The organism is Mesorhizobium sp. M2A.F.Ca.ET.039.01.1.1 (genome assembly GCF_003998035.1).
GTDB lineage: Bacteria > Pseudomonadota > Alphaproteobacteria > Rhizobiales > Rhizobiaceae > Mesorhizobium.
In genome coordinates this window covers 1-14,810 of the sequence record NZ_RZRY01000084.1, presented here as the reverse complement: position 1 = coordinate 14,810, position 14,810 = coordinate 1, and the positions used below count along the sequence as shown (strand labels likewise).

Annotated in this window: 12 protein-coding genes and 1 pseudogene; 7 read left to right on the top strand and 6 right to left on the bottom strand. The window is 64.0% G+C overall.

The annotated features are described in order from the left end of the window. The 4 genes from EOA24_RS09605 to adhP form a co-directional block, all read left to right on the top strand. Window positions 1–919: HlyD family efflux transporter periplasmic adaptor subunit (locus EOA24_RS09605; RefSeq protein ID WP_127409766.1), on the top strand; the 919-nt coding region annotated here is incomplete at its 5' end. Further along, a complete protein-coding gene (gene rbbA, locus EOA24_RS09600; protein ID WP_245491008.1) occupies window positions 916–3,696 on the top strand; it encodes a ribosome-associated ATPase/putative transporter RbbA in 2,781 nt (926 codons plus the stop codon). The genes EOA24_RS09605 and rbbA, both read left to right, overlap by 4 nt. Next, a complete protein-coding gene (locus tag EOA24_RS09595) occupies window positions 3,696–4,808 on the top strand; it encodes an ABC transporter permease (RefSeq protein ID WP_126078745.1) in 1,113 nt (370 codons plus the stop codon). Before rbbA ends, EOA24_RS09595 begins: the two co-directional genes overlap by 1 nt. A 27-nt stretch (window positions 4,809–4,835) precedes the next feature. Beyond that, window positions 4,836–5,870: an alcohol dehydrogenase AdhP gene (adhP, locus tag EOA24_RS09590; RefSeq protein ID WP_126078746.1), complete on the top strand. Its 1,035-nt coding sequence runs from the start codon at window positions 4,836–4,838 to the stop codon at window positions 5,868–5,870. 149 nt (window positions 5,871–6,019) lie between these two features. On the opposite strand, the pseudogene ugpC reads toward adhP, so the two are convergent. The 5 genes and pseudogenes from ugpC to EOA24_RS09565 all read right to left on the bottom strand — a co-directional run bounded on the left by ugpC (window position 6,020) and on the right by EOA24_RS09565 (window position 11,037). Then, window positions 6,020–7,096 (bottom strand): annotated as a pseudogene (gene ugpC / locus EOA24_RS09585) (sn-glycerol-3-phosphate ABC transporter ATP-binding protein UgpC). 26 nt (window positions 7,097–7,122) lie between these two features. After that, window positions 7,123–7,863 carry a ribonuclease activity regulator RraA gene (locus EOA24_RS09580; protein ID WP_189353896.1) on the bottom strand — a complete coding sequence of 247 codons (741 nt, stop codon included), beginning with the start codon at window positions 7,861–7,863 and terminating at the stop codon, window positions 7,123–7,125. A gap of 92 nt (window positions 7,864–7,955) precedes the next feature. Then, entirely contained in the window at window positions 7,956–8,834 is an 879-nt protein-coding gene (locus tag EOA24_RS09575; RefSeq protein WP_126078749.1) for a carbohydrate ABC transporter permease, read from the bottom strand. Then, a complete protein-coding gene (locus EOA24_RS09570) occupies window positions 8,831–9,754 on the bottom strand; it encodes a sugar ABC transporter permease (RefSeq protein ID WP_126078750.1) in 924 nt (307 codons plus the stop codon). The genes EOA24_RS09575 and EOA24_RS09570 overlap by 4 nt, the downstream gene beginning before the upstream one ends. 2 nt (window positions 9,755–9,756) lie before the next feature. After that, window positions 9,757–11,037: a sugar ABC transporter substrate-binding protein gene (locus EOA24_RS09565; RefSeq protein ID WP_126078751.1), complete on the bottom strand. Its 1,281-nt coding sequence runs from the start codon at window positions 11,035–11,037 to the stop codon at window positions 9,757–9,759. A 346-nt stretch (window positions 11,038–11,383) separates the two neighbouring features. On the opposite strand from EOA24_RS09565, the gene EOA24_RS09560 reads away from it, so the two are divergent. Beyond that, complete coding sequence (locus EOA24_RS09560; RefSeq protein WP_042638970.1) at window positions 11,384–12,079, top strand: FCD domain-containing protein; 696 nt, start codon at window positions 11,384–11,386, stop codon at window positions 12,077–12,079. An 88-nt stretch (window positions 12,080–12,167) separates the two neighbouring features. On the opposite strand, the gene EOA24_RS09555 is transcribed toward EOA24_RS09560, so the two are convergent. Continuing rightward, window positions 12,168–13,154, bottom strand: coding sequence for an aldo/keto reductase (locus EOA24_RS09555; protein ID WP_127409764.1), 987 nt, complete (start codon window positions 13,152–13,154; stop codon window positions 12,168–12,170). A gap of 293 nt (window positions 13,155–13,447) precedes the next feature. Between EOA24_RS09555 and EOA24_RS09550 the strand changes: the two genes are divergently transcribed. After that, window positions 13,448–14,605, top strand: coding sequence for a mandelate racemase/muconate lactonizing enzyme family protein (locus EOA24_RS09550; RefSeq protein ID WP_126078753.1), 1,158 nt, complete (start codon window positions 13,448–13,450; stop codon window positions 14,603–14,605). A 53-nt stretch (window positions 14,606–14,658) separates the two neighbouring features. Continuing rightward, the coding region (locus tag EOA24_RS42925) for an NAD-dependent epimerase/dehydratase family protein (protein ID WP_133374484.1) at window positions 14,659–14,810 on the top strand (152 nt) is incomplete at its 3' end.

Here is a 14,810-nt window from a genome sequence, read left to right as displayed (position 1 = left end):
CTCGACGAAGGCGGCGGGGCGGATCAAGGAAATCCTTGTCGGCGAAGGCGATTTCGTCAAGGCCGGCCAGGTGCTTGCCCACATGGATACCGCGCAGCTCGAGGCGCAGCGCCGCCAGGCCGAGGCGCAGTTTCAGCGCGCCACCATCGGGGTCGAGACCGCTGGCAGCCTGGTGACGCAGCGCGAGGCTGAAAAGACGGCGGCCGGCGCTGTCGTCGCGCAGCGCGAAGCCGAGCTCGACGCCGCCGATCGGACCCTGGCGCGCTCGCAGCAGCTTGCGGTCAACAACACCGTCTCCCAGCAGGTCCTGGACAACGACCGCGCGGCCGAGCAGAGCGCGAAAGCCGCCGTCGCCGCCGCGCAGGCCCAACTCGCCGCCAGTGAAGCGGCCATCAACGCCGCGCGGGCGCAGGTGGTCGATGCCAAGTCCACGGTCGACGCGGCGCAGGCCGCGATCGAAAGCATCGACGCCGATATCGGCGACGCCACGCTGGCGTCGCCGCGCGACGGGCGCATCCAGTTCCGCGTGGCGGAGCCCGGAGAGGTGCTGGCGGGCGGCGGGCGCGTGCTCAACCTCGTCGACCTCGGCGATGTCTACATGACCTTCTTCCTGTCGACCGCTCAGGCCGGGCGCGTCGCGATCGGCTCCGATGTGCGTCTCGTGCTCGACGCGGCGCCGCAATACATCATCCCCGCCAAGGTGACCTTCGTCGCGGACGTCGCGCAGTTCACGCCCAAGACGGTCGAAACGGAGGAGGAGCGCCTGAAACTCATGTTCCGGATCAAGGCGCACATCGCACCGGAGCTGCTCCGCAAATATATCCAGCAGGTGAAAACCGGCCTGCCCGGCGTGGCCTATGTGCGGCTCGATCCGCAGGCCTCATGGCCGGCGAGCCTCAAGGGAAAGCTCGTGCAATGAATGCGCGGCCGGACGCCGGCGCGGGCCTTCCGTCAAGCTACGTGGCGCGGCTGGAGAATGTCGGCCACGCTTACGGAAAGGTCAGGGCTCTCGATGCCGTAACGCTCGATTTCCCGGCCGGCCGCATGGTCGGCCTGATCGGGCCGGACGGCGTCGGCAAATCCAGCCTGCTTTCCCTGATTGCCGGAGCACGGACGATCCAGCAGGGGCATGTCGAGGTGCTGGGCGGCGACATGGCCGATCTCGGCCACCGGCAGAGCGCCTACCCCAGGATCGCCTATATGCCACAAGGCCTGGGCAAGAACCTCTATCCGACGCTGTCGGTCTTCGACAACATCGATTTCTTCGGCCGCCTGTTCGGGCATGATCGGCGCGAGCGCGAGCGCCGCATCGGCGAGCTTCTGAAGCGAACGGGGCTGGCGCCTTTCGCCGAGCGGCAGGCCGGCAAGCTTTCGGGCGGCATGAAGCAGAAGCTTGGCCTGTGCTGCGCCCTCATCCACGATCCGGACCTCCTGATCCTGGACGAGCCGACCACCGGCGTCGATCCGTTGTCGCGCCGCCAGTTCTGGGAACTGATCGGCGAAATCCGCAAGGGTCGCGAGGGCATGAGCGTCATCATCGCCACGGCCTATATGGAAGAGGCCGCGCGCTTCGACTGGCTGGTGGCCATGGACGCGGGCCGCGTGCTCGCCTCCGGAACCCCGGCCGACCTGCTCGAAAGAACCGGCGCGCCCGACCTGGACGCCGCCTTCATAGCCCTTCTCCCGCCGGAGAAGCGGGACAGCCACGAGCCTGTGGTGATCCCTCCGCGGCCCGCCGGCGCCGACAGCGAACCTGCCATCGAGGCCGAACACCTCACCATGCGCTTCGGCGATTTCACCGCCGTCGACGACGCGAGCTTCCGCATTGGCCGCGGCGAGATCTTCGGCTTCCTCGGATCGAACGGCTGCGGCAAGACGACCACGATGAAGATGCTGACCGGGCTGCTCGAGCCGTCCGAGGGCAAGGCACGGCTGTTCGGGCGCGAGATCGACCCCCGCGACATCGAGGTGCGGCGGCGCGTCGGCTACATGTCGCAAGGATTCTCGCTCTATTCTGAGCTGACGGTCCGGCAGAATCTCGAGCTCCATGCCCGCCTCTTCGGCATGGCCGATGCGGCGATCCCGCCCCGGGTCGAGGAGGTCGCGCAGCAATTCGGCCTCGCCGACAATGTCGACACGCTGCCCGAAGCGCTGCCGCTCGGCATCCGCCAGCGGCTGTCGCTGGCTGTGGCGATGATCCATTCTCCGGAGATACTGATCCTCGACGAGCCGACCTCCGGCGTCGACCCGGTTGCCCGCGACGGGTTCTGGCGGATTCTTGCCGACCTCTCGCGCAAGCGGAACGTGACGATCTTCGTGTCCACGCATTTCATGAACGAGGCGGAACGCTGCGACCGCATCTCGCTCATGCATGCCGGCAAGGTCCTGGTCAGCGACACGCCGGCCGCGATCGTCAAAAGCCGGTCGGCGGCAACGCTGGAGGAAGCCTTCGTCGGATATCTCGAGGAGGCGACAGGCAAGCAGGCAGAAACGCCGAGCATGACGGCCGGGACGATGCCGGTCCAGGAAGCGCAGGCCAGTCGCCCTGGCAGGAGCGGCACAGGCCGTTCCTTCGATTTGCGCCGCATGTTCGCCTACACGCGGCGCGAGGCGCTTGAACTCTTGCGCGATCCGATCCGGGCCACGCTGGCGACCGTCGGCAGCCTCATCCTGATGTTCGTCGTCGGCTACGGCATCAACATGGACGTCGAAAACCTCTCCTTCGCCGTCCTCGATCACGACGACACGACGATCAGCCGGGACTATGTGCTGCAGATCGCCGGCTCGCGCTATTTCACCGAGAAGGCGCCGATCATCGACTATGCCGATCTCGACCGGCGCATGGAGGACGGGGAACTCAGCCTCGCAATCGAAATCCCGCCCGGCTTCGGGCGCGACCTCGCGCGCGGCCGCGACGTCACGATCGGCGCCTGGATCGACGGCGCTATGCCTACACGGGCCGAAACCGTGCAAGGCTATGTTTCGGGAATGCATGCCGGCTGGCTGACGCGGAAGGCGCGTGAACTCTATGGCGACGCCGCCACCGCCAGCGCCTTCCAGCTCGACATCCGCTACCGCTACAATCCCGACGTCCGCAGTCTCGATGCCATCGTTCCGGCGGTTATCCCGATGCTTCTGTTGGCGATCCCGGCAATGCTGGCCGTGCTCAGCGTGGTGCGGGAGAAGGAGCTCGGCTCCATCATCAATTTCTACGTCACGCCCGTCACCCGGCTGGAGTTCCTGATCGGCAAGCAGATTCCCTATGTCGCCCTCGCGATGCTCAACTTCGTGCTGCTGACGGGCTTCGCCGTCTTCCTCTTCGGTGTGCCGCTGACCGGCAGCCTTCCGGCTTTCGCCGCCGCCGCCCTTGTCTATGTCACGGCCACGACGGCCATGGGGCTTTTCCTGTCGACCTTCATGAGCAGCCAGATCGCGGCGATCTTCGGAACCGCGCTGATCACCATGATCCCCGCCACCCAATATTCGGGCATGATCGACCCGGTGTCGTCGCTCCTGGGCGTCGGCGCATTCGTCGGCCGGATCTATCCGACCACCTATTTCGTGACGATCTCGCGCGGCGTCTTTTCCAAGGCGCTCAGCTTTGCCGACCTGTCCGGCGCGTTCGTGCCGATGCTCGTCGCCATCCCGGTGCTGCTCGGCCTTGGAGCGGCATTCTTGAAAAAACAGGCCCGCTGATGCGCATCGCCAACATATACAATCTCGGCATAAAGGAACTGCGCGGTCTCATGCGGGACCCGATGATGCTCGTGCTGATCGTCTATGCCTTCACCGCCGCCATCTACACCGCCTCGAAGGCGATGCCCGAGACGCTCAATCACGCTCCGATCGCCATCGTCGATGAGGATCAGTCGCCGGTCTCGTCGCGCGTCGTCACGGCATTTTATCCGCCCTACTTCACCGCGCCTTTGCTCATCTCCCAGCCGGAGATGGACAGCCGCATGGATTCAGGCATGGATACTTTCGCGCTGGATATTCCGCCGAACTTCCAGCGCGATCTGCTGGCCGGCCGCTCGCCGGCGGTCCAGCTCAACATCGACGCCACCCGGATGTCGCAGGCCTTTACCGGCGGAGGCTACATCCAGTCGATCGTTTCGGGAGAAGTGAACGAATTCCTCGACCGCTATCGTTCCAAGGCCTCCCTGCCCGTCGACCTCGACCTGCGGGCGCGCTTCAACCCTGAACTCAACAAGGGTTGGTTCGGCGCCATCACCAATGCCATCTCCTCGATCACGATGCTGTCTATCGTGCTCACCGGCGCAGCGCTGATCCGCGAGCGCGAGCACGGGACGATCGAGCATCTTCTGGTGATGCCGGTCACCGCATTCGAGATCATGACGAGCAAGATCTGGTCGATGGGCATTGTCGTGCTCGTGGCGTCCGGCCTTGCACTCGTCGTCGTCATCCAGGGGCTGCTGTCGGTCCCCATCAACGGATCGATCGCGCTATTCATGGTGGGCGCGGCGCTCGACATCGTCGCCATGACCTGCCTGGGGATATTCCTTGCCACCGTCGCCGGCTCCATGCCGCAATTCGGCCTGCTGCTGATGATGGTGCTCCTGCCCCTGCAGGTGCTGTCCGGCGGCGTCACGCCGCGCGAGAGCATGCCCATGGCCATCCAGGCCATCATGTTCACCGCGCCCAACACACATTTCGTCATGCTGGCACAGGCGGTGCTGTTCCGCGGCGCGGGCCTCGATGTCGTGTGGCCGCAGCTCGCGGCGCTGCTGGTCATCAGCACGCTCCTGTTTGCGTTCTCGCTGCGGCGCTTCCGCCAGTTCCTGAAATAGGACCCACTCACAACCCAGGAGTATTCCATGCCCAAGACTATGAAAGCAGCCGTCGTTCGCCAGTTCGGCAAGCCGCTCGTGATCGAAGAGGTTCAGGTGCCAACGCCCGGAGCAGGCCAGATCCTCGTCAAGATCGCGGCCACGGGCGTGTGCCACACCGATCTGCACGCCGCCGAAGGCGATTGGCCGGTGAAGCCTAAGCCGCCCTTCATTCCCGGCCATGAGGGTGTCGGGCATGTCGTGGCCGTTGGATCAGGCGTCAAGCACGTCAAGGAAGGCGATCGCGTCGGCGTGCCCTGGCTCTATACCGCCTGCGGCCACTGCAGACATTGCCTCGGCGGATGGGAGACGCTTTGCGAGGAGCAGCAGAACACCGGTTATTCGGTGAACGGCAGCTTTGCCGAATACGTCCTTGCCGATCCCGATTATGTCGGCCATCTGCCGGGCAACATATCATTCACGGAGATCGCGCCGATCCTGTGCGCGGGCGTCACCGTCTACAAGGGCCTCAAGGTCACGGATACCAAGCCTGGCGAATGGGTGGTGATCTCGGGTATCGGCGGGCTCGGCCACCTGGCGGTTCAATACGCGAAGGCGATGGGGCTGAACGTCATTGCGGTCGACATCGACGATGCGAAGCTCGACCTCGCCAAACGCCTCGGTGCCGCGCTGGCCGTCAACGCCCGCCAGGCCGATCCCGCCGCCTTCGTCAAGAAGGAGGTCGGCGGCGCCCAGGGGGTTCTTGTCACCGCCGTGTCGCCGAAAGCCTTCGAGCAGGCGCTCGGAATGGTCGGCCGCGGAGGAACGGTGTCGCTCAACGGTTTGCCGCCAGGCGATTTCCCGCTGTCGATCTTCGATACCGTGCTCAACGGCGTGACGGTCCGCGGTTCGATCGTCGGGACACGGCTCGACCTGCAGGAAGCGCTGGACTTTGCGGGGGACGGCAAGGTCAAGGCGACAATCGAGACCGAACAGCTCGAGAACATCAACGACATCTTCTCCCGTATGCACAAGGGTGACATCCAGGGCCGCATCGTCATTGATTATGAGAAGCGGGCCTGAGGCGCCGGCTGTAACCCTCGGAACGCGAGCTCAGCCGGCGCAGTCGGCTGAGCTGGTTCGGTCGCCATTGGTCGCGCGCGATCCGGCCGAGTGCACCCATTCGCGGCCTCGGCCGCTTAAACGCGAGCTCCACGGGCGAGCAGTTCCCCCTACCCTCTGACGAGTTCGTCCTGATTTATCCTCATGCCACTTCGCGCGTCGAATAGGTGGACCTTCGAAACCATCACCTCTAACCCAACCTCTTGATCGGGCTTGAACGGCTGCTGATCCCGAACTTCGGCCACGAGCTCGACCCCGCTTGTCCTCAACGTCAGTTCCTGAGCCTCTCCTGTCGGCTCCACCACCTGGACGCTGGCCCTCGCGTGATCGCCCCCGACGATGATGTGCTGAGGACGGATCCCGTAAATCACCTCTTGTGCGCCGTGGAACTCCAGACCTTTGGGCAATGGCAGGCGAAGGCCTGAACCGGCTTCGAACGCGCCGTTGTCGACGCGACCTTCGATGAGATTCATTTCCGGGGAGCCGATAAAGCCCGCGACGAACAGATTGGCCGGTTTCTCGTAGAGTTCGGAAGGGGTGCCGATCTGTTCGATGCGGCCCTTGTTCAGGACCACGATTCGGTCGGCGAGCGTCATCGCCTCGGTCTGGTCATGCGTGACGTAGATGCTGGTGCGGCCGAGCCGCTGGTGCAGCTTCTTGATCTCGGCACGCATCTTCACGCGCAGCTTGGCGTCGAGATTGCTGAGCGGCTCGTCGAACAGGAAGGCCGAGGGCGCGCGCACGATCGCGCGACCCATGGCGACACGCTGGCGCTGGCCGCCGGACAGCTGACGCGGCATGCGGCCGAGCAGGTCCTGCAGACCGAGGATTTCGGCCGCCGCCTTCACCCTGGAGACGATCTCCTACCTGGGAACCTTGGCCAGCCGAAGCGCGAAGCTCATATTGTCGGCCACGCTCATATGCGGATAGAGCGCGTAGCTCTGGAAGACCATGGCTATGTCGCGCGACTTGGCCGGCATCTCGTCGACGACGCGCCCGCCGATGCGGATCTCACCAGTCGTATGCTCTTCGAGTCCCGCGATGATGCGCAGGAGCGTTGACTTGCCGCAGCCCGACGGACCGACAAGGACCACGAACTCGCCGCTGGCGATTTCGATGTTGACGTCGCGCAGAACTTCCACCGCGCCGAAGCTCTTGCCGAGCTGTTCTATCTCGATTGCGGACACCTATTCTTCTCCCGTACCGGCGCGGCTCATTTTCCTTGGGCCTGCCGCCATGCGCGGTATTCGGCCTCGCCCTCGGGGCTCAACGGGTAGTATTTCCGCAGGTCTCCTCCTTGCGCGAGCCGCGCGCGCGAAAACTCCTCCCACTCGATATGCGCGCCGGCGAGCTCGACCAATCTGGGGGCAAGGGCGACCGGCACGACGACAACGCCATCGTCGTCGGCGACGACGATGTCGCCCGGGATGACCAGGACGTTCGAGCAGGCGATCGGAACGTTGACGGCAAAGGGGACGATGTTGGTCTGGGCGTGGAAATTCGGCGTGACGCCCCTCACCCAGATGCCGATATCGAGCGCCGCCGCCTGGGCGGAATCGCGAATGCAGCCGTCGACAACGACGCCGGCGCCGCCCCGCCCAGCAAAATAGGTCAGCATCATCTCACCGAAAATGCCGCTGCCCAGATCGCCGCGGGCATCGACCACCACCATGTCGCCGGGCTGGGTGGGATAAAGCACGTGGCGGTGCAGTTGCCGCTCAGGCTCCTCATACTCCGTCTCGTTGTACAGATCCTCGCGCTTCGGCATGCACTGGAGCGTCAGCGCTGGCCCTGCCGCCGTGCTGCCGGAACGCAAGGGACGCGGCCCGCGGATCTGCGGGTCGCGAATGCCCATCTTGTGGTAGAGCTCGCTGGCCAGCGTCGCCGAACCGATCGCCGCCAGCGCGTCGACCAGTTCTCGTGGCGGCCGGGAAATGTCCGGTATCGCCGGTATCTGGTCAGCTTGCATTCCGTTCCTCCAATCTGCGCTGAGGCGCAAGCCTCAGCGATCGTCACTCAGTTGCGTTCAACCATCGTTCCAGCCGTTCAACCGCGAACCGCACCAGTCGTCAGGCCTTTGACCAGCAGCCCCTGGGCGAACCAGACGAACACCAAGGTCGGGATGACCATGAGCACGCCGGCGGCCGACATGGCGCCCCAGTCGATGCCATACTGCGAGACGAAATTGGTGAGCCCGACGGGCAGCGTCTGCGCCGCCTTGCTCGAAGTCAGGGTCAAGGCGAGCAAGAGGTCGTTCCAGGTGAAGAGGAAGGTGATCACGGCGCTGGCGCCGATGCCCGGCGCAATCAGCGGCGCGACGATCTGGACCAGCGTGCGCACGGTGCCGGCGCCGTCCGACTGGGCGGCCTCCTCAATCTCCTTCGGCACATCCTGAATGAAGCCCAGAAGCAGCCAGATGGCGACCGGCAGCTTGGCCGCGGTATGGCTGAGGATCAGCGCCCAGACGGTGTCGAGCAGGCCCATGGCTGCGAACACGGCGAAGAGCGGGATGGCAAGCGCGATGACAGGGATCATGCGCATGATCAAAAGCAGCCCGAAGATCAGCATGGCGCCCGGCATCCTGAAGCGCGACAGCGCATAGGCGCAGGGGATGGCCAGCAGATGGACGAGGACGACCGTCGCCACCGAGACGATGACGGTGTTCCAGACATAGCCCATCGTGTCGTACTGGGCGAAGACCGCGACATACTGCGTCAGCGTCGCGGTCTCGGGGATGATGTGCACCGGAACCGAGAAGATGTCGGCCGAGCTGCGGATCGAGGTCAGGAACAGCCACACCAGCGGAAAAACGGTGAGCGCGACGGTCAGGACCAGCGCCAAATACCGACCGGCGATCGCCGCCGTGAACCGGCGGCGCCGGCGCTTTGGCATGGAACGTGCGCCGACGATGACGGCTTCGGTCATATCGCCCTCCGTTTCGCGATGAGCCACGGCACTCCGTAAAGCAGGCCGAGCACGAACAGCGACATGCCCAGCGCGATGTAGGAGACCGCCGCCGCGTGTCCGAAATCCACCGCCTGAAACGCCAGCAGGTAGGAATAGACCGTGAGCAGGTTAGTGGCGCCGCCCGGTCCTCCTTGCGTCATCAGCCAGACGACGTCGAAGGTGCGGAACGTGTCGATGATGCGCAGCATCAGCGCGATCATGATGACCGGACGCATCAGCGGCAGCACGATATGCCAGAAGCGCTGCCATGGCGTGGCGCCGTCCACTGTGGCCGCCTCGAGCGGCTCCTGCGGCAAGGATTGCAGGCCGGCAAGAAACAGGAGCACCATCAGCGGCGTGTTCTGCCACACATCGGCGACGATCACCGAGACGAGCGCCCAGGCCGGATGGGTGAGCCACGGAATGTCGGGCAGGTTGAAGATGCGCAGCAGCGCGTCGACCAGCCCATACTGGGTGTTGAACAGCCAGCGGAAATTCAGGCCGACGACGGCGGGCGCGATCATCGGCGGGACCAGGAGCAAGGTGCGCGCGAGGCGCATGCCGCGCAGTTTGCCGTTGACGAGCACAGCGATCGCCATGCCGGCCACCACTTCGATCGTGATGGAAACGACGCTGAAGATGGTCTGGTTTCGGAGCGCTTGGTTGAACTGGCGGCCGAACAGCTCGTCGGTGTAGTTTCCCGTTCCGACGAATGGCGCCGATCCGCTGAGGTCCCAGCGGAAGAAGCTCATGATGAAGGAGTATCCGAGCGGATAGATGAGGATGGCCAGCATGACGAAAAGCGCCGGGCTGGCCAGCAGGTATCCTCTCTGCCAGGTGTAGGGCAGCGGCGAACGTCGCCGGCGCCCTGACACCCGCGTCTGCGCAACGGGCGCCATGCTCAATCGTAGGCCCCGGCCCGGCGCATGATGTCCTCCGCCTCGGTCGCCGCCTGGTTAAGCGAGTCGGCGGGGGAAGCCTGGTCGGACAGGGCCTGCTCGATGGCCGAGAACATCAAGGTGCAGACCTTCGAGAAGCCGGCAAGCTTGGGCCACTCCTTGCCGTTGGCGATCGTCGTCTCGAGCTGTTGCAGCCATGTCGCCTGGGGGCCCTTGGCCGCGGCGATCACTTCCTTGGCCAGGCTCTGGCTGCTCGGGAAGTTGGTGAACTGATCGAACTGCAGCCGCTGGGCGTCGGTGCTGACCGTGTATTTGATGAACGCGACGGCGGGTTCCTTGCGTCCGGACTGGCCATTCAGCGCCATGGCATGCGAGATGGCACATGAGATCGCCGCCTTGTCCCGCACATAGGGCGCCGTCGACCATTTGCCGACGACGCGCGAGGTTTCCGGATTGGAAAGGGTGGCGAAGGCGCCCGGCCAATCGAAAGTGGCATAGACCGTGCCGGACGAGAATTCGGTCGAGTTCTCGTTCCATTGATAGCCGACGGCGTCGGGCGGCACGATTTTGTGCTTCTGGATCAGATCGCGATAGAAGGTGAGCGCCTTTATGCCGGCTTCGGAGTTGAAGGCCGGCTTGTTGGCCTGGTCGACCCAGTCGCCGCCTGCCTGCCAGAGCAGGTCGCTGAAGGTGCGTTGCGCCGGATCGCCCTGTCCCGGCACGACAAGGCCATAGTGACCGTCGCCGGTGAGTTTCAGACCGACATCGACCAGTTCTTCCCAGGTTTCGGCCGGCTTCAGGCCTTTTTCCTGATAGATGTCGCTGCGGTAGTACTGAACGCGCGCATCCATGTTGCGCGGAATCGCCGCCAGATTTCCGGTCTTGGGATCGCGCAGGTATTTGACCGCGACGGGATAGAAGTCCGCCAGCTCGGAGTCGCTGAAATAGCTGTTCAGCGGCGCGAAATGGTTGAAGTAGGAATCGATCTGCGCCGTATGGGTACTGTAGACGTCGTACTGGCTCGACCGCGCCGCGCTCAACGTGACCACCTTCGCCGTCAGGGGCGTGAATTCCAGAAGGTCGTAGCGAACCTTGATGCCGGTCTTGGCGGTGAAGTCCTGAACGATCTTCTCCCAGTATTTGGGATAGAGCGGGCCGCCCGTGATCAGCAATGCGGTGATCTCTTTGGCGTCTGCCTTGGCAACCCACGGCGCGGCAAGCGAGCCGGCCGTCACTGCCGCGCTCGCGGCAAGGAATTTACGTCTCGATAAGGTTCCGGACATCACAATCTCCTCCTGGTTTGACTGGTCGGTCCATCCAGGGACGGCCGACGACTTTCAGCCTCGGCAGCTGCGGCGTGCTCCTCCCGCCGCTAGACTGCGTGGATTGGTTCCCGAACGACGCTTGCGAGCCTCCGGGCGATCGGCACTTGCGCTCCAACACGCCTCGCTCGGTAGCAGGCGTATCGATCGTGACCTCGGACGGCGGCAACGGGGCACGGCGGCTGGACACCGCTCGATGCTCCCTTCCCGCAGGCCGTGTTATCGGCTAGTGAGCGTTTTTATGAGATAAGTTGACTGCATATCTAGCTATCAGCCTATAAGCTTATCAGACAAGTGGATGTTAGTGATGGATACCGTCGAGGTCAAGCTTCAAACTTTGCCCAAGCAGGTGGCGGGCGTGCTGGCGCGGCGCATCGCCGGCAGCGGTGTCGCCGGCGCCCAGGGGCCGTCGGAACAGCAGATCCTGCAGGAATTCGGAGTCTCGCGCGCGGTCGCGCGAGAGGCGCTGAAGATCCTCGCGTCGCTCGATATGATCGAGATCGCTCAAGGGCGGCGCGTGGTGCTGCGTCCAGCCGAGGAGTGGGACTATCTCAGCCCACTGCTCATCGACTGGCTGCCGCATGAGCAGATGCGCGAGATCCTGGCCGAAGCGCATGCGACCCGGATCATCATCGAACCGGCCATCGCCGCCATCGCGGCCAAGCACATGACCAAGGAAAATCTCGAACGCCTTGGCACTTTGCTGGCGGCGATGTCGGCCAGCGAGGACAATCCCGACGCCTATCTGAAGCTCGATCTGGATTTCCACATGGAGATTTGCCGGGCGGCGCAGAACAGGATCCTCGACCGTTTCATGTATTCGTCCCGGTGGTGGCAGATGGCGAGCAGGCGCATCAGCAACCAGATGCCCCATGCGCTGCCCTCCGCAACCGAAATGCACAGGGCTATCTACGAGGCGCTCGTGGCGCGCGACGAAAAGCGGGCCGAGGAAGCGATGCGCCGGCACCTCAAGAAGACCACCGCGGTCGGCCTGCCTCGCTGAAGAAGCGGCGCAGCCAGCATTTGCGCTGGCCGCGCCGTAGCGTGCCGGGAGGACAGGGCTTGACGTGGAGCAATCCCACGGAAGTGCACTATGCTCTCTTCGCTTGTTGTTCCTGGCGCTGGCGTGCACGGAAACCGAACATGTCGCCCTTGTCCTTGATTTCCGCCCAGACCGGGGCAGTGATCCTGTCGATAGCGGCGATGTCCGCGTCGGAAATCGTCCAGCCGGCGCTCTCGACGTTCTCCTCCAGTTCCTTGACGGTGCGGGCGCCGACCAGCGGCGAGCTGACGCCTGGCCGGCTGGTGAGCCACTGTATCGCAAGTTGCGGAACCGTCTTGCCGTAGCGCGCCGCGATCGGCTTGAGCATGTCGACGGCGTTCACCGCCCGCTCATAGGTGCCCGGCTGGAACAGCACCGTCGTGCGCCGCTCATCGCCCTCGACGAACTTGGTGTCCGTTGACAGCGTTCCGGTGAGCAGTCCTTGGGCGAGACCGCTGTATGGCATGACGCCGACATTGTGCTTGCGGCAATAGGGCAGCGTCTCGGCTTCAACCTCGCGCCACAGCATGTTGTAGGGCGGCTGCAGCACGTCGATGACGCCGTGCTGACGGGCGCTGTCCATGTCGGCGATGCTGAAATTCGAGACGCCGACCGCCTTGATCCGCCCTGACGCGCGCAGCCGCTCCATCATCTCCATGGTCGGCCCGATCGGAAAATCCGAGTTCGGCCAGTGGACGAAATAGACGTCGACATATTCCGTCCGCATGCGCTTCAGCGAACCGTCGAGCGCCGCCTCGATCGCGGCGGATTCGAGATGATTGGGCGCGACCTTGGTCGCGATCACGGCCTTGTCGCGGCGGCCGGCCAGCGCCTGTCCGACGACCTCCTCGGCATGGCCGTGTCCATAGGCTTCGGCCGTGTCGATCAGCGTGATGCCGAGATCGAGCGCGCGTCTGATCACCCGGATCGACTCTTCGTCGTCAGCCGCGCCCCAAAACGCGCCGGACATCCCCCAAGTCCCGAGGCCGATTTCCGATACCTTCACCGGCGACGATCCGAGCTGTCGCTGTTGCATCCTGTTCCTCCCGATTGGCGACACGCATGAGCCATAGCTCTGTGGTCGCCCAATTTATACGCTTATATACTCGTCTAACAAGTGTGAAGTTTGAGTTTCGGGATTCTTGGCACACGCCTCTGAATTTCCCAAGCAAAACAACGAGCACCGGCACCTTCGAACGTCCGCAGATGCAAAATCCATCGAAGGGGGTTTACGGCGCATTGGTCATTCTTGTATGCTTATTAGACAAGTTTGGCCCATGGGCAGAATTCTGCACTTGTGAGCGCGCGCCATCACGGGAGAGGGATCCGATGAAGATCGTGGACATCAAAACGGCGGTCGTGGCCTATCACGGCAAGGCGACCCTCATCCGGATCGATACGGACGCCGGCATTTCCGGCTATGGCGAGGCCAATCCCGACGCAGGCGCGGCCGCAATCGTCGGTCTGATCTCGGAACTGAAGTCGGAACTGATCGGCCAGGATCCGCGCAATGTCGAATATTGCTGGGACAAGATCCGCCGCGATCATGTCTTCTCCGGCGCGCAGGCCGGCATCTTTCTCATCGCCCTCACCGGGCTCGAAATGGCGCTGTGGGACGTGGCGGCAAAAGCCGCCGGCCAGCCGCTTTACCGTATGTTCGGGGGCAAGTTCCGCGACCGCATCAGGCTCTATGCCGATTGCGGCGACGGCGACGACGAATCGGGATCGCCGCAGGGATGCGCGGCTCGCGCCCGCCGCATGGTTGCGGAAGGTTTCACGGCGCTGAAATTCGACATCGACAATCTGCGCCACCCGGGCAAGTTCGATGCGGTGAACCACACCATCAACGGCGCCGAGCTGCGTTCGATGATCGAGCGCGTCGCGGCGGTGCGCGAAGCAGCCGGCCCTGACGTCGATCTCTGCATCGACCTGCATGCGCGCTATGACGTGCTCAGCGCCAGCCGCATCGCCACCGAGATGGAGCGCTTCAATCTTCTGTGGCTCGAAGAACCGATCCCCGCGGAAAATGTCGAGGCCCTGAAGCAGATCCGCATGCGGACCAAGACGCCGATCTGCGTCGGCGAAAACCTCTATTTGCGCTGGGGTTTTCGGGAGCTGTTCCAGAACTACGGCGCCGATGTCGTCATGCCAGACGTGCCGAAATGCGGTGGCCTTGCCGAAAGCCGCAAGATCGCCAACCTCGCCGAGATGTACTACGTGCCTTTCGCGCCGCATCTGGTGTCGACGCCGCTGGGCACGATGGCGACCTGCCATGTCTGCGCCAGCGTTCCGAACTTCCTCGTGCTGGAATGGCACGCGCTGGAGGAGCGCGACGCCTGGGACAGTTACGTGCGCCTGCCGAATGGCGCCAAGTCCATCGTCGAAGACGGCCACATCGCGGTGCCTGATGTGCCAGGCATCGGCGTCGAGCTCAACATGGACGGTGTCCACAAACATGCCGTGCCCGGCTTCGGCATATTTGAATAGCGGACGACCGGCCGGTTCGCTGCTCGATCAAACAAATTCGCTCGGAGGAAGCCATGGGCAAGCGGATTGTCTTCACCGGCGGCAGCGGCAAGATCGGCCGGCACGTCATACCTTATCTGCTGAAACGCGGGCATCAGGTTCTGAACCTCGACCTGACGCCGCTGGATGTGCCTGGGGTCGATACCGTCATCACCAACCTTGCGGA

Excerpts from the sequence above, each read along its gene's own strand:
- rbbA (WP_245491008.1), top strand. The coding sequence starts at position 916 with ATGAATGCGCGGCCGGACGCCGGCGCGGGCCTTCCGTCAAGCTACGTG.
- EOA24_RS09595 (WP_126078745.1), top strand. The coding sequence starts at position 3,696 with ATGCGCATCGCCAACATATACAATCTCGGCATAAAGGAACTGCGCGGT.
- adhP (WP_126078746.1), top strand. The coding sequence starts at position 4,836 with ATGCCCAAGACTATGAAAGCAGCCGTCGTTCGCCAGTTCGGCAAGCCG.
- EOA24_RS09575 (WP_126078749.1), bottom strand. The coding sequence starts at position 8,834 with ATGACCGAAGCCGTCATCGTCGGCGCACGTTCCATGCCAAAGCGCCGG.
- EOA24_RS09570 (WP_126078750.1), bottom strand. The coding sequence starts at position 9,754 with ATGGCGCCCGTTGCGCAGACGCGGGTGTCAGGGCGCCGGCGACGTTCG.
- EOA24_RS09565 (WP_126078751.1), bottom strand. The coding sequence starts at position 11,037 with ATGTCCGGAACCTTATCGAGACGTAAATTCCTTGCCGCGAGCGCGGCA.
- EOA24_RS09560 (WP_042638970.1), top strand. The coding sequence starts at position 11,384 with ATGGATACCGTCGAGGTCAAGCTTCAAACTTTGCCCAAGCAGGTGGCG.
- EOA24_RS09555 (WP_127409764.1), bottom strand. The coding sequence starts at position 13,154 with ATGCAACAGCGACAGCTCGGATCGTCGCCGGTGAAGGTATCGGAAATC.
- EOA24_RS09550 (WP_126078753.1), top strand. The coding sequence starts at position 13,448 with ATGAAGATCGTGGACATCAAAACGGCGGTCGTGGCCTATCACGGCAAG.